Annotated in this window: 20 protein-coding genes and 1 pseudogene; 8 read left to right on the forward strand and 13 right to left on the reverse strand. The window is 67.5% G+C overall.

The features are described from left to right. Window positions 1–70: 70 nt before the first annotated feature. Genes CWS39_RS16280 through CWS39_RS16290 form a run of 3 tightly spaced genes read left to right on the forward strand, consistent with a single transcriptional unit; the run spans window position 71 to window position 2584 of the window. Window positions 71–712, forward strand: a complete 642-nt coding sequence (locus CWS39_RS16280) for a TetR/AcrR family transcriptional regulator (protein WP_102143969.1) — start codon at window positions 71–73, stop codon at window positions 710–712. A 58-nt stretch (window positions 713–770) separates the two neighbouring features. Further along, window positions 771–1766, forward strand: a complete 996-nt coding sequence (gene pat / locus CWS39_RS16285; protein WP_102143970.1) for an acetyltransferase Pat — start codon at window positions 771–773, stop codon at window positions 1764–1766. Next, complete coding sequence (locus tag CWS39_RS16290) at window positions 1766–2584, forward strand: shikimate 5-dehydrogenase (RefSeq protein WP_102143971.1); 819 nt, start codon at window positions 1766–1768, stop codon at window positions 2582–2584. The genes pat and CWS39_RS16290 overlap by 1 nt, the downstream gene beginning before the upstream one ends. Window position 2585: 1 nt before the next feature. On the opposite strand, the gene lpqN is transcribed toward CWS39_RS16290, so the two are convergent. Next, window positions 2586–3245, reverse strand: a complete 660-nt coding sequence (lpqN, locus tag CWS39_RS16295; protein ID WP_102143972.1) for an envelope biogenesis lipoprotein LpqN — start codon at window positions 3243–3245, stop codon at window positions 2586–2588. Between the two features lie 279 nt (window positions 3246–3524). On the opposite strand from lpqN, the gene CWS39_RS16300 reads away from it, so the two are divergent. Further along, complete coding sequence (locus CWS39_RS16300) at window positions 3525–4985, forward strand: PE-PPE domain-containing protein (protein ID WP_142386859.1); 1461 nt, start codon at window positions 3525–3527, stop codon at window positions 4983–4985. On the opposite strand, the gene CWS39_RS16305 is transcribed toward CWS39_RS16300, so the two are convergent. After that, a complete protein-coding gene (locus CWS39_RS16305; RefSeq protein WP_102143974.1) occupies window positions 4986–5294 on the reverse strand; it encodes a hypothetical protein in 309 nt (102 codons plus the stop codon). 80 nt (window positions 5295–5374) lie between these two features. Between CWS39_RS16305 and CWS39_RS16310 the strand changes: the two genes are divergently transcribed. Both CWS39_RS16310 and CWS39_RS16315 read left to right on the forward strand, forming a co-directional pair. Next, window positions 5375–6016 (forward strand): DUF5642 family protein, encoded by a 642-nt coding sequence (locus CWS39_RS16310; protein ID WP_102144026.1) that lies wholly within the window; start codon window positions 5375–5377, stop codon window positions 6014–6016. 28 nt (window positions 6017–6044) lie between these two features. Continuing rightward, window positions 6045–6692, forward strand: coding sequence for a DUF5642 family protein (locus CWS39_RS16315; RefSeq protein WP_102143975.1), 648 nt, complete (start codon window positions 6045–6047; stop codon window positions 6690–6692). On the opposite strand, the gene CWS39_RS16320 is transcribed toward CWS39_RS16315, so the two are convergent. Continuing rightward, complete coding sequence (locus CWS39_RS16320) at window positions 6689–7285, reverse strand: alpha-ketoglutarate-dependent dioxygenase AlkB (protein ID WP_102143976.1); 597 nt, start codon at window positions 7283–7285, stop codon at window positions 6689–6691. The genes CWS39_RS16315 and CWS39_RS16320 overlap by 4 nt on opposite strands. Before the next feature lie 31 nt (window positions 7286–7316). Next, complete coding sequence (gene soxR, locus CWS39_RS16325; protein ID WP_102143977.1) at window positions 7317–7751, reverse strand: redox-sensitive transcriptional activator SoxR; 435 nt, start codon at window positions 7749–7751, stop codon at window positions 7317–7319. A 37-nt stretch (window positions 7752–7788) separates the two neighbouring features. Here soxR and arcA point away from each other — a divergent pair, with 37 nt between their 5' ends. After that, a complete protein-coding gene (gene arcA / locus CWS39_RS16330) occupies window positions 7789–8997 on the forward strand; it encodes an arginine deiminase (protein ID WP_102143978.1) in 1209 nt (402 codons plus the stop codon). Between the two features lie 30 nt (window positions 8998–9027). Here the strand turns inward: arcA and CWS39_RS16335 are convergent, their stop codons facing one another. Next, a complete protein-coding gene (locus CWS39_RS16335) occupies window positions 9028–9897 on the reverse strand; it encodes a type IV toxin-antitoxin system AbiEi family antitoxin (RefSeq protein WP_102143979.1) in 870 nt (289 codons plus the stop codon). A gap of 106 nt (window positions 9898–10003) precedes the next feature. After that, the gene (locus tag CWS39_RS16340; RefSeq protein WP_199178152.1) at window positions 10004–11485 is read right to left on the reverse strand and encodes a dolichyl-phosphate-mannose--protein mannosyltransferase; all 1482 of its coding nucleotides are present in this window, start codon (window positions 11483–11485) and stop codon (window positions 10004–10006) included. An 84-nt stretch (window positions 11486–11569) separates the two neighbouring features. Here CWS39_RS16340 and rsmI point away from each other — a divergent pair, with 84 nt between their 5' ends. Then, window positions 11570–12412 (forward strand): 16S rRNA (cytidine(1402)-2'-O)-methyltransferase, encoded by an 843-nt coding sequence (rsmI, locus tag CWS39_RS16345; protein WP_102143981.1) that lies wholly within the window; start codon window positions 11570–11572, stop codon window positions 12410–12412. Here rsmI and CWS39_RS16350 read toward each other — a convergent pair. The 7 genes and pseudogenes from CWS39_RS16350 to CWS39_RS16375 form a co-directional block, all read right to left on the reverse strand. Next, a complete protein-coding gene (locus CWS39_RS16350; RefSeq protein WP_102143982.1) occupies window positions 12402–12761 on the reverse strand; it encodes a DUF1330 domain-containing protein in 360 nt (119 codons plus the stop codon). The genes rsmI and CWS39_RS16350 overlap by 11 nt on opposite strands. Continuing rightward, window positions 12758–13993, reverse strand: coding sequence for an aminodeoxychorismate synthase component I (locus tag CWS39_RS16355; protein ID WP_102143983.1), 1236 nt, complete (start codon window positions 13991–13993; stop codon window positions 12758–12760). The genes CWS39_RS16350 and CWS39_RS16355 overlap by 4 nt, the downstream gene beginning before the upstream one ends. A 20-nt stretch (window positions 13994–14013) precedes the next feature. After that, entirely contained in the window at window positions 14014–14199 is a 186-nt protein-coding gene (locus tag CWS39_RS29595) for a hypothetical protein (protein WP_233213541.1), read from the reverse strand. 1 nt (window position 14200) lies between these two features. Beyond that, window positions 14201–14377: pseudogene (locus CWS39_RS29600) on the reverse strand (RNA polymerase subunit sigma-24); the annotation flags it as partial. Then, window positions 14364–15548 carry an NAD(P)/FAD-dependent oxidoreductase gene (locus CWS39_RS16365; protein ID WP_102143984.1) on the reverse strand — a complete coding sequence of 395 codons (1185 nt, stop codon included), beginning with the start codon at window positions 15546–15548 and terminating at the stop codon, window positions 14364–14366. The gene CWS39_RS16365 and the pseudogene CWS39_RS29600, both read right to left, overlap by 14 nt. Before the next feature lie 49 nt (window positions 15549–15597). Further along, the gene (locus CWS39_RS16370; RefSeq protein ID WP_199178153.1) at window positions 15598–16497 is read right to left on the reverse strand and encodes an RNA polymerase sigma-70 factor; all 900 of its coding nucleotides are present in this window, start codon (window positions 16495–16497) and stop codon (window positions 15598–15600) included. Next, window positions 16491–17675: an NAD(P)/FAD-dependent oxidoreductase gene (locus tag CWS39_RS16375; RefSeq protein WP_102143986.1), complete on the reverse strand. Its 1185-nt coding sequence runs from the start codon at window positions 17673–17675 to the stop codon at window positions 16491–16493. The genes CWS39_RS16370 and CWS39_RS16375 overlap by 7 nt, the downstream gene beginning before the upstream one ends. Between the last annotated feature and the right edge of the window lie 77 nt (window positions 17676–17752).

The following is a 17752-nucleotide window of genomic DNA, read 5'->3' on the forward strand; positions in this document are numbered from 1 at the left end:
CAGCGCTCCTCGGGCGTCAATTTGGATAACGCATGTGTGCCGAATGTAGGTCGCGGGTATCGTGCTGTCAATGAAGCGCGCGGAAGTGGTTCGCGACTACGGCGGCATCAGCGCGGCCGACCGTCGTGCCGAACGCCGCCGCAAACTCCTCGCCGCGGGGCGCAAGATCTGGGGTGAGTCCGGTGTCGCCGACGTGACCGTCCGCGGCGTGTGCACCGCCGCCGGGCTGATCCCGCGCTACTTCTACGAACACTTCCCTAACCGCGACGCGCTGCTGTTCGCCGTCGCCGACGACGTTCGTGACGAACTGCTCGAAGCCCTCGTCGCCGCCGGCATCGGTGACCCAGGCACGCTGCGGGATAAACTGCGGTCGGCCCTGAAGGCATTTCTCGACCTCATCGCCGCCGACCCGCACGTCCATCGCATCGCCACCGGCGACGTCAGCAGTGTTCCGGGGCTGGCCAAACACCGCGCACAGATCCTCGACATGATCACCGACTTGATCATCCAATACGCACCGGACGTCATTGGTGATGTCGCAGGGGATCCCACCGAGCTCCGCCGCGCCGCACGCTTCATGGTCGGCGGCGTCAACCAGATCATCGAACACTGGCTCGATGACCCGCGGGAAACCACCGACGAACTCGCGACCGTCTCCGCCGATCTCTGCGTGATCGTGGCCAGAGGCTTGATGCCATCAAAGGCCCAGTGACGCAAGGCATATCAGCATACCCTTGCTCGCGGTGACGAGAACGCCGTAGCCTCGTGACGTGGCCGGATTGACCGCCGTCCGCGCCGGCGAGCTCGCGGCATTGGAATTCTTTGCCGGCTGCTCCACCGAGGCCCTCGCGCCATTGGCGGGGCTGCTACGGCCAGTCACTGCTGCCCCCGGGCAGGTGCTGATGCGCCAGGGCGAGCATGCGGTGTCCTTCTTGCTCATCGGATCTGGCCGAGCCGAAGTCACTCACACCGCTGCCGACGGCGCGACCACCGTCGTCACCGTGACGCCCGGCATGATCCTCGGTGAGATCGCCCTGCTGCGGTACGCGCCGCGCACCGCGACCGTCGTCGCTCTGGACCGGCTCTCCGGCTGGGTCGGTGGCCAAGAAGCATTCTCCGCCATGCTGGAACTGCCCGGCATGGTGGAGAAGTTGGTGCGCATCGCCCGCCAGCGCCTGGCCGCGTTCATCACCCCGATCCCGGTCCACCTGCGCGACGGCACCCAGATGTACCTGCGGCCCGTGCTGCCCGGCGACAGTGAGCGGACCACCCAGGGGCCTGTCGAATTCTCCAGCGACACGCTGTACCGGCGGTTCCAGTCGACGCGCGCTCCCACCAAATCCTTAATGACGTACTTGTTCGAGGTGGACTACGTCGATCACTTCGTCTGGGTGATGACCGACGAGGCCGACTCCGTGGTGGCCGACGCGCGGTTCGTCCGCGACGAGAAGGATCCGTCAACCGCCGAGGTGGCGTTCATCGTCGGCGACGACTACCAGGGCCGCGGTGTCGGCACGTTGCTGATGGACGCTCTGGCTGTGGCCGCCAGTTGTGATGGCGTGCAACGGTTCACGGCGCGGGTGTTGAGCGAGAACTTCCCGATGCGCAAGATCCTGGACCGCTTCGGCGCGCATTGGCACCGCGAAGATCTCGGTGTCGTGACCACCACGATCGACGTACCGGACGAAAGCGCGCTGGCCATCTCGCCGGAGCTGGTCGATCAGATCCACGCTGTGGCCCGCCAGGTGATCCGGGCAGTCGGCTGATGAGGCAACCACTTTCGAAGGACACCCGCGTCTGTATCTCGCTGTCGGGCCGGCCGAGCAACATCGGCACGCGGTTTCACAACTATCTGTACAACCGGCTGGGGCTGGACTTCATCTACAAGGCGTTCACCACGACCGACATCGCGGCGGCCATCGCCGGCGTTCGAGCGCTCGGCATCCGCGGCTGTTCGGTGTCGATGCCGTTCAAGCAGGACGTCATTGCGCTTGTGGACGAGGTCGAGCCGTCGGCGCGGGCGATCTATGCTGTCAATACGATCGCCAACCAGGACGGCCGGCTGATCGCCTCCAACACCGATTACCTTGCCGTGCAACGGCTCATCGCCGAATACGCGCTCGACGCGGGACAGTCTGTGCTGATCCGTGGCAGCGGCGGCATGGCCAACGCCGTCGGTGCGGCGTTCCGCGACAGCGGTTTTCGCGACGGCACGATCGTCGCGCGCAACCGGTCGACCGGTCAGGCGCTTGCCGAGCGGCTGGGTTATGACTACGCCGACGACGTCGGCGGCCGTACCGCCGCGGTGGTCGTCAACGTTACCCCGATCGGCATGGCCGGTGGCCCCGACGAACGCAGCAGCGCGTTCGACAATGACACAATCACCCACGCGCACACCGTCTTCGACGTGGTCGCGATGCCGTCGGAGACACCGTTGATCACCGCGGCGCGGGCGGCCGGCGTCGACGTCATCACCGGCGCGGAGGTGATCGCTCTCCAGGCCGCCGAGCAGTTCGAGCGCTACACCGGCGTGCGTCCGACGCCCGCGCTGATCGCTGAGGCGTCGGCGATCTCGCGGGCCTGACTTACGGCGTGATCGTCGTCTGGTCGTCGATCACGGCGGTGGCATCCATCAACGCCCCGATGTTTTCCCGCAGCCCATCGGCCTGTAGTTGCAACACGTACAGTCCGTCCTGGCCGGGGATGACCACCGTCTTCTGCGCGATGGCCCGCCTGGCGCCGTCCTTGATGTACATGCCGCCGGTCTGCCATGCGTCGAAGCCGCCGAGCTTGTCGGCGTTGCCGTTGCCGCCTTCCCAGCCGGGCAGATTCTGCAGTTCGCCCGGCGCGAATTCGAGGATCTTGGCCGGGTCGACATTCCCGGTGAGCTTGGACATCTGCGCGATGATCCTCGGCGGGTCCTGCGCCACCGTCGGGTCGGTAAAGACGAGTTCCTGCCACGCCCATTCCCGCGTGCGCGGGCCGGCGTCCTGCCAGCCGGGCGGGATGGGGAGATTGACGGTGGGCGATCCGGGATCGCCACGGCGCACACGGGTATCGACGATGCCGTTCTCTTTGATGTAGTCGGGGATCGTGTACCGCGGGCCCGACGCCTGCGGGCTGGCCGTCGTCGTCTCCTGCGCAGCAGGTGCCTCCGTCTTGGTGTCGGTACTGCAGCCGGCCACCGCCATGCCCACCACGACGGCGGCGATGACGATTCGGCTGGCGAGCACTGGCTTCTTCATGCGCCAGAGCCTATACGCGACGGGACTGCTCGGCGGGGACACGCGGGCACCCGTTTGCTGGAGTTTGCAATGGCGAATCTTCTTGACTTGGAAATCAATTCTGTTTGCCTTGGCAAGTATTTGACAGATCTGCTTTGCGGTTTCGCCTCTGAATTAGCCAACTCAGGGGCAAGATTCCCTGTACTGCGATGTCGGCTTCGCAGTCCATAACTGAGAGCGATCGACGGCTTCGGTGTGCGATTGCTGCGGTGCGGCTGGTCCGAGGAAGAGGTTTGGATCATGCGTCGGACATTGCGTTCGCTGAGTGTGGTGCTGTTGGCCGTCGCCGGGACAGTCGCACTCGGCGTGTCCACCGCCATGACCGCCGCCGTACAGCTGCTGGCGACGACCGCGTTGATCATGGGCGGGGCGGCGCATCCGATGTCCACACCGCCGGACTCGCTCGACTTCGTCACCGGGTACATGGCCGACGCGGAGGACCACTACATCGATCCCGGCGACACCCAGAACATCAACCGGGTGGCGGTGATCTACCCCGCGCAGTTCTTTCCGGTGTTCGGCACGACGACCTTCGACGATTCCGTCGCTGCCGGACGCGACAACCTGAACGGCTGTCTGCGGACGCCGGCCAGTTGCGACTACAACCAAAGCGTGCCGGGGTCGGTGGCTCCGGCCGAGGGTGATGAGTTCAAGGTCTTCGGATATTCGGAGAGTGCGGTCGTCGCTTCGCTCGTCAAACGGGACCTCATCGAGGATCCCACGGAAGCGCCGACCGACGTCGAGTTCTTTCTGATCGCGAATCCGATGCGGCCCAACGGCGGTATCTTGGCGCGCGGCTTCGAGGGCATGACGATCCCGATTGTCGGGATCACCTTCCACGGCCCCACGCCGACGGACGGCAACATTCCGACCACCGACGTCGCGCAGCAATACGACATGCTCGGCGGCGACGCGCCCGCGTCTCCGTGGAATCTGTTGGCCTGGGCCAACTCCGCCGCCGCGTACTACTACCTCCATGGGCAGGTTCCGAGCCGATCCCTGAACGACCCGATGGTCATCGATCAGGGCACCTACGGCGATACGCACTACTACCTGATCCCGGCTCGCCGACTGCCGATCCTCATCCCGCTGGAGCAGGCCGGCGTTCCCGGACCGATTCTGGCGGTCATCGACGCACCGCTGCGGGTCTTGGTCGAGGCGGGCCACGTCCGGACCGCCAGCCCAGGCGAACACGTGCAATTTCAACTGCTGCCGACGGCGAACCCCGTCACCGTGGTCGTCAACGTGGCGGGGTCGATCCCAGTCGGTATCGATGACGGGGTGCAGGAAGCTGGACTCGGGCGGCCTCTGGGCACCGCAGATGTGTTCCGTCCCTTCGGGGTTGGCGGAACGACCTACGACAAAGTGACGGGCGAGGAAGTGCCTTCGACCGCTGAACCCGCCCGCGAGCAGGATCCCGAGCCAGCCGCGGCCGTCGACACCGAGGAACCCAACACAGCGCTGCAAGCGTCGACGCCAGACGACTCAACGCCGCCTAGGAAGCGGGGCCCGCTGCGGTCGATCGTCCGGGAGTCGTTCGACGCCAGCGAGACCGAGCGTAAAAGCCTTGCGCCAGCACGTGATCGGCCGTTGAAGCGCATCCTGGGCGCGCTGACGGGCCAACGCTCCGAGCCCGCCGACACCGAAACGAAAGACCCTGGCGGCGAGGCCGATACGGGCGCCGCAGACGACGCCGCCTGATCACACGTCGCAGTTCAGCGAGACCGTGATCGACTTGCTGACCACCACCGTCACCCGCTCACGGCGCTTGCCCTCGCCGACGAAGAACGTGCGCGTCACCTCTTGCGGGTTGCGGACGCTCGTGACGATGCATTGGTCCAAAGGGCCGCTGCCCACGCGGTCGATGACGACGTTGTAGCCCTCGGCCTCCAGCAGACCGATCGTCTGGATGGCATCGCCCTGGGTGACGGGCTGTGCCGTGGCCTCTCCGACGGGCGCCAGCACCGCACCCGCCGTAATCGCTGCTGCCACACCCCACACTGCGCGCATGACAGCCTCCTTCGCTTGCCCCGCTACTTGTTGATCGCTCATGAGCCTCGATCCGTTGCACGGTGTGGTATCAACGGCGCGTGCGCGTCTTGGCGGCCTGCTCGGTGGCACTGTGCGTGGCCGCATGCGGACAGCCGCCAGCGCCGTTGACCACTACCTCGGCACCGCCGCGCGACGTGAAGCCCGCCAACATCGAGCGGGTGCGCACCGAGCTGCCGCCGGGCTACGAAGTCACCGGTGTCGCGGGCCCGGCGGCACCGTTGGCGGTGTGGGGATTCGGGGCGGGGTGGCGCGTCGACCCGCCGCAGTGCGCTGCGCTCGCAGATCCGGCGCCCAGTGCGAGGACACGGGGATGGTCGGCGTCGGGGGCGGGCGGGATCGTCTACGTCGTGGTCGCCGACGGCGCGCCCGCGCTGGATCCCGCGCTGCTCGCGGAGTGCCGCCAGTGGACGGTCGCGGCGGGGCACACCAGCGGCACGGTCACGCGCGTCGACGCGCCGGCGATCGAGGGCGCGCAGACCGTCGGCCTGGCGACCGACGCGCAGACCGTCGTCGAAGGGGGCACCCAGACGCGGTCGCACGCCGACACCTTCACCGCCTACCTGGGCGAGCACGTCGCATTCGTCACCGTCGTCAGCGATCCGGGATCGGCGCAGCCGCCGCTGGGCGCGGAGTTCGCGTCGGGTCTGCTGGTGAAAACGGTGTTGGCGTTACGCGGTTGACGAGCGATCGCCCGGTACATTGGCGGCGATGCTGAACCGGATGTTGGCCGTCGCAGCCGCTTGCGTGCTGGCGGGGTGTGCGACCGAGGACCTGTCGCGCGCCGACATCGCCAACGTCGCGAATGTGAAGTCCAGCTTCGGGCCCGAGTTCAAGGTCAGCACCGTTGGCCCCACCGGCGTCGACCCGAAAGTGCTGGCGCCGCAACCGATGCCGCCCGGCGTCAAATTCGAACCCGCCGATTGCGCGAAGTTCGCGCAGGCGCAGGTGCTGCCCGAGGGGTTGAAGGGCAACATGGCCGCCACCACCGCCGAGGGTCAGGGCAACCGCTACATCACGATGGCCGTCGAGACCTCCGAGCCGGTGCCGCTCAACGAGCCCGGCGAGGAATGCCAGAAGGTGGGGTTCGCGTCGGGCGCAACGCGGGGGATGGTCGAAGTCGTCGAGTCCCCGCAGATCGACGGGACGCGCACGCTGGCCACACATCGGGTGGTGCAGACGACGGTCGACGGTAAACCCCACACCGGCGAGCTGTACAACTACGTCGCCAGCTTTGGCACGTTCCTGGTGATCGTCACCGCCAATCCACTGGCGGTGCCGGGCAAGCCGGTGGCGCCGGTGAACACCCAGCGGGCGCGTGACCTGTTGACTGCCGCGGTGGCCGCCGTCAAGGGTTAGCGGACGTCGTGCGGGCGGAACTGGATGCTGATCCGCGGCCCGACCGGCCTGGACGTCTTGGGGATGGAGTGTTCCCAGGTGCGTTGGCACGAGCCGCCCATCACCAAGAGGTCGCCATGGCGGTGCTGCAGCCGTAGCGACCGGCCGCCGCCGCGCGGCCGCAACGCGAAAACCCTTGTGGCGCCGAGGCTGACGATCGCCACCATGGTGTCCTCGGTGCTGCTGCGGCCGATGGTGTCGCCGTGCCAGGCGACACTGTCGTCGCCGTCGCGGTACAGGCACAACCCCGCGGTGACGAACGGTTCGCCGAGCTCGCCGGCGTAAGCGTCGTTGAGGCGGCGGCGGATCTGCTTGAGACGCGGGTGCGGTGGCGGCTCGTCGACCAGGTTGTGGAAGCTGACCAACCGCGGCACGTCGAGGACCTTGTCGTACATGTGCCGGCGTTCGGCCCGCCAGGGGATGACGTCCATCAGCTCGTCGAAAAGCTCGTCGGCGTCGGTCAGCCAGCCGGAACGCACCTCGATCCATGCGCCGTTGCCGAGCTGACGGCGGTCGGCGAGGTCGAACAGCGAAGTCTGGACCGTCACAGACATGCGCCGAGTCTATCGCACAGGCGTTCGAAGCCTAGAGGTTCACCGCGCCTGGGCCCTGGGCGGCCAGCTCGTCGCCGGGGTTGGCCAGCGCGCACGCCTTGAGGCTCAGGCAGCCGCAGCCGATGCAGCCGGCGAGATTGTCGCGCAGACGCTGTAGGTGCAGGATGCGATCGTCGAGGTCCTGCTGCCAGCTGGCTGAGAGTTTTGCCCAGTCCTTGCTCGTGGGGACGCGGTCGGTGGGCAGGGTGGCCAATGCCTCGCGGATGCGGGCAAGCGGGATGCCGAGCCGTTGCGACATGCGGATGAACGCGACGCGCCTCAGCGTCTCGCGCGCGTAGCGGCGTTGGTTGCCCGACGTGCGACGGCTGGTGATGAGGCCTTCTCGTTCGTAGAAGTGCAGGGCAGAGACGGCGACACCGCTGCGACGGGACATCTCGCCCGGCGTCAACTCGTGGAGCATCTCCATGAGCTAAACCTTAGTTGAGGTGCGGTTGGGCGTTACGGTGCTAACTGTGACGTTGGGCTGCGACTCCGAGGTCGGCACGCTGCGGGTGGTCATCCTGCATCGCCCGGGCGCCGAACTGCAGCGGTTGACACCGCAGAACAACGACGCGCTGCTGTTCGACGGGCTGCCGTGGGTGGCGCGTGCGCAGGAGGAACACGACGCGTTCGCCGGGGTGCTGCGGTCGCGGGGGGTCGAGGTGCTGCTGCTGGCGGACCTGTTGACCGAGGCGTTGGCGCACAGCGGGGCGGCCCGGATGCACGGCATATCGGCGGCTGTGGACGCGCGACGGCTGGGTTTGCCGCTGGCGAAAGAGCTTTCGGCGTACTTGCGGACGTTGGAAGCGGCGGCGCTGGCGCGGGTGTTGATGGCGGGGATGACGTTCACCGAACTGCCGTTCGCGGGCAGCGAGCTGTCGCTGGTGCGGCGGATGCACCACGGCGGGGATTTCGTCATCGAGCCGCTACCAAACCTGTTGTTCACCCGCGATTCGTCGTTCTGGATCGGGCCCCGGGTGGCGATCACGTCGCTGGCCCTGCCGGCGCGGGTGCGCGAGACGTCGCTGACCGACTTGATCTATGCGCATCACCCGCGGTTCCTCGGGGTGCGGCGGGCCTACGAGTCGCGGTCGGCGCCCGTCGAAGGGGGCGACGTGTTGCTGCTGGCGCCGGGCGTCGTCGCGGTCGGGGTGGGAGAGCGCACGACGCCGGCGGGGGCTGAGGCGCTGGCGCGCAGCCTGTTTGACGATGACCTGGCGCATACGGTGTTGGCGGTGCCCATCGCGCAGTCGCGGGCGCAGATGCATCTGGACACCGTGTGCACGATGGTCGACGTCGACGCCGTCGTGATGTACCCGAATGTGGTGGATACGTTGTCGGCGTTCACGATTCACCGTGCGTCGGATGGGGTGAAGATCGACGATGCGGTTCCGTTTGTTCAGGCCGCGGCCGAGGCGATGGGCATCGACCGGCTGCGGGTGATCGACACCGGGCTGGATCCGGTCACCGCCGAGCGCGAGCAATGGGACGACGGCAACAACACGCTGGCGTTGGCGCCGGGTGTGGTGGTGGCGTACGAGCGCAACACCGAAACGAATGCGCGGCTGGCGGATTCTGGAATCGAAGTGTTGGCCATCGAGGCGTCCGAGCTCGGTACTGGCCGCGGCGGGCCGCGCTGCATGTCGTGTCCGGCGGCCCGCGACCCCTTGTAGCGGCCTGCGCCGAAATGGAATTCCCGGTCGCTAAGCCGGCCGTTTGACGACCCTGCCTTCTGTCTCGCGCTGCCTCCAAGCCGCTGCGACACGTTCGAGGACTTCGTGTGGCCGATCCTCCTTGATGACGTGGATGTCGATCCACCCTCTGCGTTCGACGAACGCTTGACGTCTTCTGTCCCAGACGTAGCGCGGCCGATCCTTTTGATGACGGTCGCCGTCGTACTCGGCGGCCACCATGATGTCTTCCCACCCCATGTCGAGAAATGCGATTGGATTGCCGTAGTCATCCAACACCGGAATCTGGGTTTGTGGTCGCGGATACCCCGCGTCGATGAGCAGCAGTCGTAGCCACGTCTCCTTTGGAGACTGCGCACCGCCGTCCATCAGGTCAAGCGCCTCGCGGAGACGCCGAACGCCACGGGCTCCCTTGTACTGGCCGACGAGCGGCAGCACGTGCTCACTCAAGAGCCCCGTTGCCCGCGCGAGCGCGTCAAGGTGTGCGACGGCCGCATCGCGAGGCAGATACCTGCCGAGATCAAACGCCGTCCGCTGTGGTGTCGCGACCGCCATGCCGTTGATTTCCATGACTTCGTCGTAGGCGAACCGGTCGTTGCGGGCGATGATCCGTGGTGGAGGGTGATTGTTGTTCCAGATCAGTTCGATCGGCGCGTCGTCGTCCACCCACAGCGCGCCGTGGAGTGCCGACGCGGCTCGTCCGGTGATCACTCCTCGGCGTTTGGACCATAGCCACGCTGCCATGGTGTAGTCGTAGAGCGACGGCTCGCCGAACCGCAGTCTGTAGACGTCCGGTAAAAGCGCCTCGTAGCTCGACCTCAACCTGCCGCGGGTGATTTCACCGCGTGCCAATGCTTCGCTGCCCAAGAATATTGTTCCCATGGCCGGATAGTGCTGCGAAGCACCGACATGGAGCGAGACAGAAGCGAGGGTTATCAACAGGCGAGCTTGGCGACCCGGAATTCCATTTCGGCGACCGAAATCAGGACTATCGCCAGCTGGGCAGCCAGATCTGCATATTCCACGTCGACTGTGAAATCGGTATGCCCGTCAAGATTGGGTACATCCAGGCGAAGTTCGTAATCACCAGTGCCACATAGCAACACACCGCGATCAGGCCCAGCGTTCGTCGCTCGGAGTTCTGCCTTGGCTGATACAGGATGTCCCCGCAGATCATCGCGATCGCCAGCACCAAGAACGGCGCCATCGTCGCCGCGTAGAAGAAGTACATCTGCCGGTCGATGTCGGCGAACCACGGCAAGAACCCCGCCCCGTAGCCGACCAGGATCGCGGCATAACGCCAATCCCGCCGGACAAACGCCCGCCACAGCGCCCACCCCAGCACCGGCACCGCGAGGAACCACATCGCCGGCGTGCCGACCAGCATCACCGCCTTGACGCAGGACGTAGCCCCGCACCCTGGCACGTCCTGGTTGTCGATCGCGTACAACACCGGTCGCAGCGACATCGGCCACGTCCACGGTTTCGACTCCCACGGATGATGGTTGCCGTCCGCATTGGTCAACCCGGAGTGGAATCGGTACGCCGCGTACGTGTAATGCCACAGCGACCGGATCGCATCCGGCAGCGGCAGCAGCGAATGCTCACCGATCGACTGGCCCACCTCGTGCCGGTCGACGGCCGTTTCGGATGCGAACCACGGCGCATACGACGCCAGGTACACCCCGAACGGAATCAGCACCAGCGCATACATTGACGGGCCCAGGTCCCGCCGAAAGGCGCCCAACCACGGCCGCGGCACCCGATACTGCCTGCGCGCCGCGATGTCGAACGCCAACGTCATCACGCCGAAGAACGCGACGAAGTACAGCCCCGACCACTTTGTCGCACAAGCCAATCCGAGTAGCACGCCCGCGCCGAACCGCCACCACCGAACGCCCAGCCGCGGGCCCCACGGCGTTTCGCCGATGCGACCCTCCAGCAGCGTGATGTGCATCCGCTCCCGCACCTGATCGCGGTCGACGATCAAACAGCCGAACGCCGCCACCACGAACATCGCCAGGAACCCGTCCAGCAGCGCCGTGCGCGACGCCACGAAGCTCACCCCGTCGGCGATGATCAGCAGCCCGGCGATGCCGCCCACCAACGTCGAGCGGCTCATCCGCCGCGCGATACGCACCACCAGCGCCACCATGATGACGCCGCAGACCGCCCCGGAGAACCGCCAGCCCAGGCCGTTGTAGCCGAAGAGCGCCTCACCGATCGCGATCAACTGCTTACCCACCGGCGGGTGCACCACCAGCCCGTAGCCCGGGTTGTCCTCGACACCGTGGTTGTGCAGCACCTGCCAGGCCTGCGGCGCGTAGTGCTTCTCGTCGAAGATCGGCGTGCCCGCATCCGTCGGCGACCCGAGGTTGAGGAAGCGCGTCACCGCGGCCAGCGCCGTGATGACGGCGGTCATCGCCCAGCCCTGCAAACGGTCGACGGGCCCGAAGTCGGCGACCGGCATCAGCGGCGCCGGGCTGATGACGGGGACCGCGCGCGGTGCTTCGGTTGCGGGGGCGGTCACGTCTGAAATCGTAGGCTGTCGGGCATGGGTGCCGGCCGACTGCTCATCGCGGCGACGCCGCTGGGCCAGCCGTCGGACGCCTCGGCGCGCCTGGTCGAGGCGCTGGCGACCGCCGACGTCGTCGCCGCCGAGGACACCCGCCGGATCCGGACTCTGTGCCAGGCCTTAGACGTCAAGCTGGCCGGCAAGGTGGTCAGCCTGTTCGACGCCAACGAGGCGACGCGTGTCCCGTCGCTGGTGGCCGAGATCGCGGGCGGGGCGACGGTGCTGTTGGTCAGCGACGCCGGCATGCCGCTCATCAGCGACCCCGGCTATCGACTCGTGAACGCCTGCATCGATGCGGGGGTGCCGGTGCAATGTCTGCCAGGCCCGTCGGCAGTGACGACGGCCCTGGCGGTATCCGGCTTGCCGTCGGAGAAGTTCTGCTTCGAGGGTTTTGCCCCTCGGAAGCAATCGGCACGTGTCGCCTGGTTGCAGACATTGGCCGCCGAACCGCGCACGTGCGTGTTCTTCGAATCGCCGCGACGGCTCGCGGACACGCTGCGCGACGCCGTTGACACGCTCGGGCCCGAGCGACGCGCCGTGGTGTGCCGCGAACTGACCAAGACGCACGAGGAGATCGTGCGGGGGTCCTTGGGCGAGCTCGCCGAATGGGCGACGGACGGGGTGCTGGGCGAGATCACCGTCGTGCTCGCGGGGGCGACGCCACGCGCCGACGTGGCAATGCTCGTCGCCGAAGTGGACGCGTTGGTCGACGGCGGCATGCGCGTCAAGGACGCGTGCGCCCAGGTGATCGCCGACAACCCCGGCGCGCCGTCACGTCGTGAGCTCTACGACGCCGTGCTGCGCGCCCGCACTACCCCGTGACGGACCAGTTCGACGTCGCGATCAGCTCGCCTCGTTCCAGCGCCGCTTCACGATGGACGTGCACGGTCGCGTACTCCTCGCTGGTCACCATCTCCAGAAACGCTGCGGGCGTTGGGTATTCGACGACGAGAATGACGTCCCACCACGGCTTGGCGTCGTCGCCGATGACCGCGGTCGGCAGCGATCCGCCATATCGAACCTTGGCACCCGCGCGTTCCAACAACGGTGTCACACCCGCGCCGTACCGCAGATAGCTGTCCAGACCGCCGGGCTGCTTGAACTTCAGCAGGTTCACCATCACGATCGGTTCGTCGGCGGGAAAATCGTTGAGCGCGGCCAAATCGGTCATACCGGATTGCCTACCACAGCCGCCGCACCGACAAACGGCACCGCCTTGTGCAGGCACTCCTCCCATTCGCGGTCGGCATCCGAATCGGCGGTGATGCCGCCCCCGACGCCCAGCACGACGTTGCCCGACTTATCGAACTCCGCGGTACGGATCGCCACATTGAGCTCGCAACCCGCCACGGGCGATGCCAAACCGACTGTGCCGCAATACACTCCGCGACGATGCGGCTCCCAGCTGGTCAGCAGCTCGCGGGCCCGCAGCTTCGGCGTGCCCGTCACCGACGCCGGCGGGAACGTCGCCTCGAGCACCTCGGCCACCGGCACCTCGACGTCGACCCGCGCCGATACCGTCGACACCAGATGCCACACGCCGGGCGCGGGCCGGACCGACAACAACTCCGGCACCGTCACCGTGCCCGTCACCGCCACGCGGCCCAGGTCGTTGCGGACTAGGTCGACGATCATGATGTTCTCCGCGACATCCTTGACCGACGCCCGTAGCAGCGACGGATCTGCCCGCCGCGGCAGCGTGCCCTTGATCGGGCTGGACGTCACCGCATAGCCCCGTCGGCTTAAGAACAATTCGGGCGACAGCGACGCCACCGCCCCCCACTCGCCGGCAACGTACGCGGCGCGGGCAGGCGCCGTGCGCGTCACCGCGTCGACGAAGAAGTCGATCGGCGCGCCGACGACCCGGCCGACGAACTGCGTGCACACACACGCCTGATACACCTCACCCGCGGCGATCGCGTCCAGGCAGGCCAGCACCCCGCGGCGGTGCGCGATGCGGTCCGGCCACGTCCAGTCGATCGCGAAAGGCGTTGCGGCGGCGGGGGAGTGCAACGCCTCGGTCATCCACGCCGAAAGTGTTGTGCCCGTGAGGCTTTCGTACCACCACTGCCCGTCGCGGTCTTGCCGCAGCACGCAATCCGACCAGCCGCCGGCCGCCTCGGGAATCCGCGGACCGCGTCCGTCGGCGCCGGCGTCGGGGTAGGACAGATAGCCGAACCAGCCGCCGCCGACGGCGTCCTCAGACGCGCCGGGGGGCACGTCGAACACTTGCGAGACGGCGACGGCCTCGGCCGATACCGAAGGGGCGATCACCGCCCGCGAGCCGAACCAGTCGCCGATCAGCGCCGCCGGCGGCGGCGCCCCGGCGCGGGCAGCGCCCGATGCGATGGCGCGCAGCACGGCCGCCGCGTCGCCCAGCTCGCCGAGCCGCTCTATCCGCACCGGTCAAGCGTGACAGAACGCTAGCGGCTGATGACCCGCGGGACCGCCATGGCGGTCAGCTTCTCGGGATTGCGCATCGCGTAGAAGTTGGTGATCTTGCCGTCGACGACCTCGAGCAGCAGGATGCCCTCCAGATGATCGCCGCTGTAGAAGACCAACGCGGGCGCGCTGTTGCAGATCACCGTCTCCATCCGGACGTCCGGCAAGCGCCAGATACGACTTGGTGTCGCGCACCGTCGACAGGTCTACGGTGGCCCAGCGCAGATAGCTGTCCTGCAGCACATCGTCGGATTCTGTTGCCGAGCCGAGTATTTCGTAGACGATGGTGAACAGCAGCGGCCGCAGCAACGTGAACCGCTCGGCATGCTCGTCAGAAATCGTCATGTGACCACCTCAGCGGGCTGCACGGTATGCGCGGGCTCGCCGCCTTTGCGCCTGCGGCGGCACCGGGCTTGCGGGCCTCGCGGCGCAGGCCCCAGAGCGTGCCTTTGATGACCGCCTCTTTGAACATCCCGGTGACCCGGCCGCGCAGGTGGAAGCCCACCGGCGTGTCGTCGCTGCGGGTGAATTGCATGACGGCATGGCGGCCCACAGCCAGGCAGGATCCCACATACGCGAGTGCGAACGGGGCGGGTTGGACGCCGGCGATACGGCTGAGCACCGTGTCGGCGGCCGTGCCCGCGGTGGGTCCTGCCGTGTAGCAGGCCATCCGCAACCCCTCGCCCGACGGGGCGGCGCAGTCGCCGCCGGCGAGGATGCGGTCGTCGTCGACACTGGTCAGTGTCTCGTCGGTGATCAGCCGGCCCAGCTCATCGGTACGCAAACCGCTTCGTCGCGCGAGGTCCGGCACGCCGAAACCGCCCGCCCAGATAGTGATCGCGCTGGGCCACACCGCACCGTCGGCCAGCACCACCGCATCGGGTCGCACCTCGATCACCGTGTCGGATTCGAGCATGGTGACTCCCAGTTTGCGCAGCCGTTTGGCGACCGCGCGCCGGCCAGGTTCCCCAAGTGACGGCGCCAATCGGCCGCCGCAGACCAGCGTGACGGTGCGGCCCTGTTCGGCCAGCTCAGCGGCCACCTCGATCCCGGTCAACCCGCCGCCGACGACGGTGATCCAGGCGTCCGTGGCCAGTTTGTCGATTGCGGCGCGCGCCCGTTGTGCATGCTCGAATTCTGCAATGGGGTAGGCGAATTCAGTCGCGCCGGGTACCGATTCAGGCACCGCGGCAGTGCTGCCGACCGCGTAGATGACGTAGTCGTAGGCCAGTGCGCCGCCGGAGGCCAGCAGCACCTTGCGGGACGCGGTGTCGATATCGATGACGCTGTCGACGACCAGCCGCACCCGGTCACCGAGCAGGTCACCGTAGTCGGCGGTGGCGTCACCGGTGCCCGCCGTCAGCTGATGCAACCGTAGGCGCTGCACGAACTTTGGCCGCGGATTGATCAACGTGATGTCGATGTCGGGGTTCTGTTGCAATCGGTTGGCCGCCAGGGTGCCGGCGTAGCCGCCGCCGATGACGATCACCTTGTGGGTTCTGTTGTTATCAGTCATGCCCTCTAGATCCCGCCGCCGCTCTGTCTGTGACAGCGTGTGATCCAGTTCACCGGCTGATCCGCCGCGGCGCGGTGACCGCGACGAGCTTGTCCGGGTTGCGGATCACGTAGAAGTTGCTGATCTTGCCGTCGATCACCTCGACGGTGATGACGCCCTCGAGGCGGTCGTTCAGATACAGCAGCAGCGCCGGGGCGTGGCTGTAGACGGCGTTTTCGAAGCGCACATCGTCGCGCCCGGCCGCGGCGCCCAGCAGACCCATCAACAGCCTGGCCACCTTCTCGGCGCCGTGCACGGGCTTGCGGGCGGCGCTCACTTTTCCGCCGCTGTCGGCGGTCCACGTGACGTCGGGCGCCAGCATCGACAGCAGGCCCTGAACGTCGCCGCTCGTCGCCGCGGACATGAACTGCTCGGTGATCTGCGCGGTCTGCGCCGAGTCGACGGGGGCGAACCGCTTGCGCCGGCTCTGCACATGCTCACGCGCACGGTGCGCGATCTGGCGCACCGTGGCCACGGATTTGCCTACCGTGCTTGCGATTTCGTCGTAGTCGAAGCCGAACACCTCGCGCAGCACGAACACCGCGCGCTCATCGGGGCTGAGGGTTTCCAGTACCACCAGCATCGCCATCGACACCGACTCGGCCAGCACCATGTCCGTCGATGGGTCCTGCTCGTCGAGCAGCAGCGGCTCGGGCAGCCAGGGGCCGACATAGTCCTCGCGCCGGCGGGCGTCAGCCCGCAGCGTATTGAGTGCCTGACGGGTCACCAGTTGTGCCAGATACGATTTGGTGTCCCGCACGGTCGCGAGGTCTACGTCGGCCCAGCGCAGGTAGCTGTCCTGCAGCACGTCGTCGGATTCGGTTGCGGAGCCGAGTATTTCGTAGGCGATGGTGAACAGCAGCGGCCGCAGGCTGGTGAATCGTTCGGCGTGCTCGGAACTCGTCACGATTGTGTGACCACCTCAGCTGCCGGCTGCGATGCCCGCTTTCCGCCCTTGTACCAGAACGCGGTTCCGGGCTTGCGGCCCTCGCGGCGGATGCCCCACACCGTGCCCTTGCAGATCGCTTCCTTGAGCCAGGCCGCGACGCGCCCGCCGATGTAGTAGTTCACCGGGGTGTCGTCCTTACGGGCGAGCTGGATGGTGCCTGCCCGCCGACCCAGGCTGACGCAGGACCCGACGAAGCCGTAGTCGAACTCAGCGGGCATGGTGCCCGCGATCCGGCTCAGGACCGTCTGGGCGGCCTGCGGGCCGATCTGCGAGGCGGCCTGGCAGCTCATCCGCGGCGGCTCACCGGGAGGTGCGGCCGCATCGCCGGCCGCCACGATGCGGTCGTCGTCGATGCTGGTCAGCGTGTCGTCGGTGAGCAGCCGGCCGAGCGCGTCGGTGTGCAGGCCACTGTGGGCCGCCAGATCGGGCACGCCGAAACCGGCCGTCCACACCGTGACCGCGCTGGGGCGCACGGCGCCGTCGGCAAAGACCACCGCATCCGGGCGGACCTCGGTCACCACGTCATTCTCCATGACGGTCACGCCGTGGCGGCGCATCCACTTGGCGATGGATCGCCGGCCCGGCTCCGACAGCGACGGTGCCAGCTGACCGCCGCAGACCAGCGTGACCCGGCGACCCTGCTCAGCGAGTTCGGACGCCGTCTCGATGCCGGTGAGCCCGGCGCCGACGACGGTGACGGGCGCGTCGGGATGGAGCTCGTCGAGCGTGGCGCGCAGCCGCTGGGCGTGCTCGAATTCGGCGATGGGATAGGCGTATTCGCCCGCGCCGGGCACCGATGCGGGCACTGCGCCGGTGCTGCCCACCGCGTAGATGAGGTAGTCGTAGTTAAGCGTCGCGCCGGAGGCCAGGTGCACGGTGCGGGCGGCGGCGTCGATGCGCTCGGCGGTGTCGACGACCAACCGCACGCCCTCGCCGAGCATCGTGCCGTAGTCGACGGCGGCGTCGTAGTTGCCGGCCGCGAACTGGTGCAGGCGGATCCGCTCGACGAAGTGCGGGCGGGGGTTGACCAGCGTGATGTCGATATCGGTCGGCGCCAACCGCAGACGGTTGGCGGCCACGGTTCCGGAGTAGCCGCCGCCGAGGACGACGACCTTCGTGGGTGCGTTGTGTTGAGTCATGCCCTCAAGACACCGCAGAGCCGCCAGATGTGACAGGACGTGACGCGCGTCACTCCCGTCATCCGGGCGGGCGACGC

Source organism: Mycobacterium hubeiense (assembly GCF_002838065.1).
Taxonomy (GTDB): Bacteria; Actinomycetota; Actinomycetes; order Mycobacteriales; family Mycobacteriaceae; genus Mycobacterium; species Mycobacterium hubeiense.

What these genes read in the sequence shown, in the direction of transcription:
- CWS39_RS16280 (WP_102143969.1), top strand. Translation starts at nt 71, where the DNA reads ATGAAGCGCGCGGAAGTGGTTCGCGACTACGGCGGCATCAGCGCGGCC.
- CWS39_RS16290 (WP_102143971.1), top strand. Translation starts at nt 1,766, where the DNA reads ATGAGGCAACCACTTTCGAAGGACACCCGCGTCTGTATCTCGCTGTCG.
- lpqN (WP_102143972.1), bottom strand. Translation starts at nt 3,245, where the DNA reads ATGAAGAAGCCAGTGCTCGCCAGCCGAATCGTCATCGCCGCCGTCGTG.
- CWS39_RS16300 (WP_142386859.1), top strand. Translation starts at nt 3,525, where the DNA reads ATGCGTCGGACATTGCGTTCGCTGAGTGTGGTGCTGTTGGCCGTCGCC.
- CWS39_RS16305 (WP_102143974.1), bottom strand. Translation starts at nt 5,294, where the DNA reads ATGCGCGCAGTGTGGGGTGTGGCAGCAGCGATTACGGCGGGTGCGGTG.
- CWS39_RS16315 (WP_102143975.1), top strand. Translation starts at nt 6,045, where the DNA reads ATGCTGAACCGGATGTTGGCCGTCGCAGCCGCTTGCGTGCTGGCGGGG.
- CWS39_RS16320 (WP_102143976.1), bottom strand. Translation starts at nt 7,285, where the DNA reads ATGTCTGTGACGGTCCAGACTTCGCTGTTCGACCTCGCCGACCGCCGT.
- soxR (WP_102143977.1), bottom strand. Translation starts at nt 7,751, where the DNA reads ATGGAGATGCTCCACGAGTTGACGCCGGGCGAGATGTCCCGTCGCAGC.
- CWS39_RS16335 (WP_102143979.1), bottom strand. Translation starts at nt 9,897, where the DNA reads ATGGGAACAATATTCTTGGGCAGCGAAGCATTGGCACGCGGTGAAATC.
- CWS39_RS16340 (WP_199178152.1), bottom strand. Translation starts at nt 11,485, where the DNA reads ATGCCGGTCGCCGACTTCGGGCCCGTCGACCGTTTGCAGGGCTGGGCG.
- rsmI (WP_102143981.1), top strand. Translation starts at nt 11,570, where the DNA reads ATGGGTGCCGGCCGACTGCTCATCGCGGCGACGCCGCTGGGCCAGCCG.
- CWS39_RS16350 (WP_102143982.1), bottom strand. Translation starts at nt 12,761, where the DNA reads ATGACCGATTTGGCCGCGCTCAACGATTTTCCCGCCGACGAACCGATC.
- CWS39_RS16365 (WP_102143984.1), bottom strand. Translation starts at nt 15,548, where the DNA reads ATGACTGATAACAACAGAACCCACAAGGTGATCGTCATCGGCGGCGGC.
- CWS39_RS16375 (WP_102143986.1), bottom strand. Translation starts at nt 17,675, where the DNA reads ATGACTCAACACAACGCACCCACGAAGGTCGTCGTCCTCGGCGGCGGC.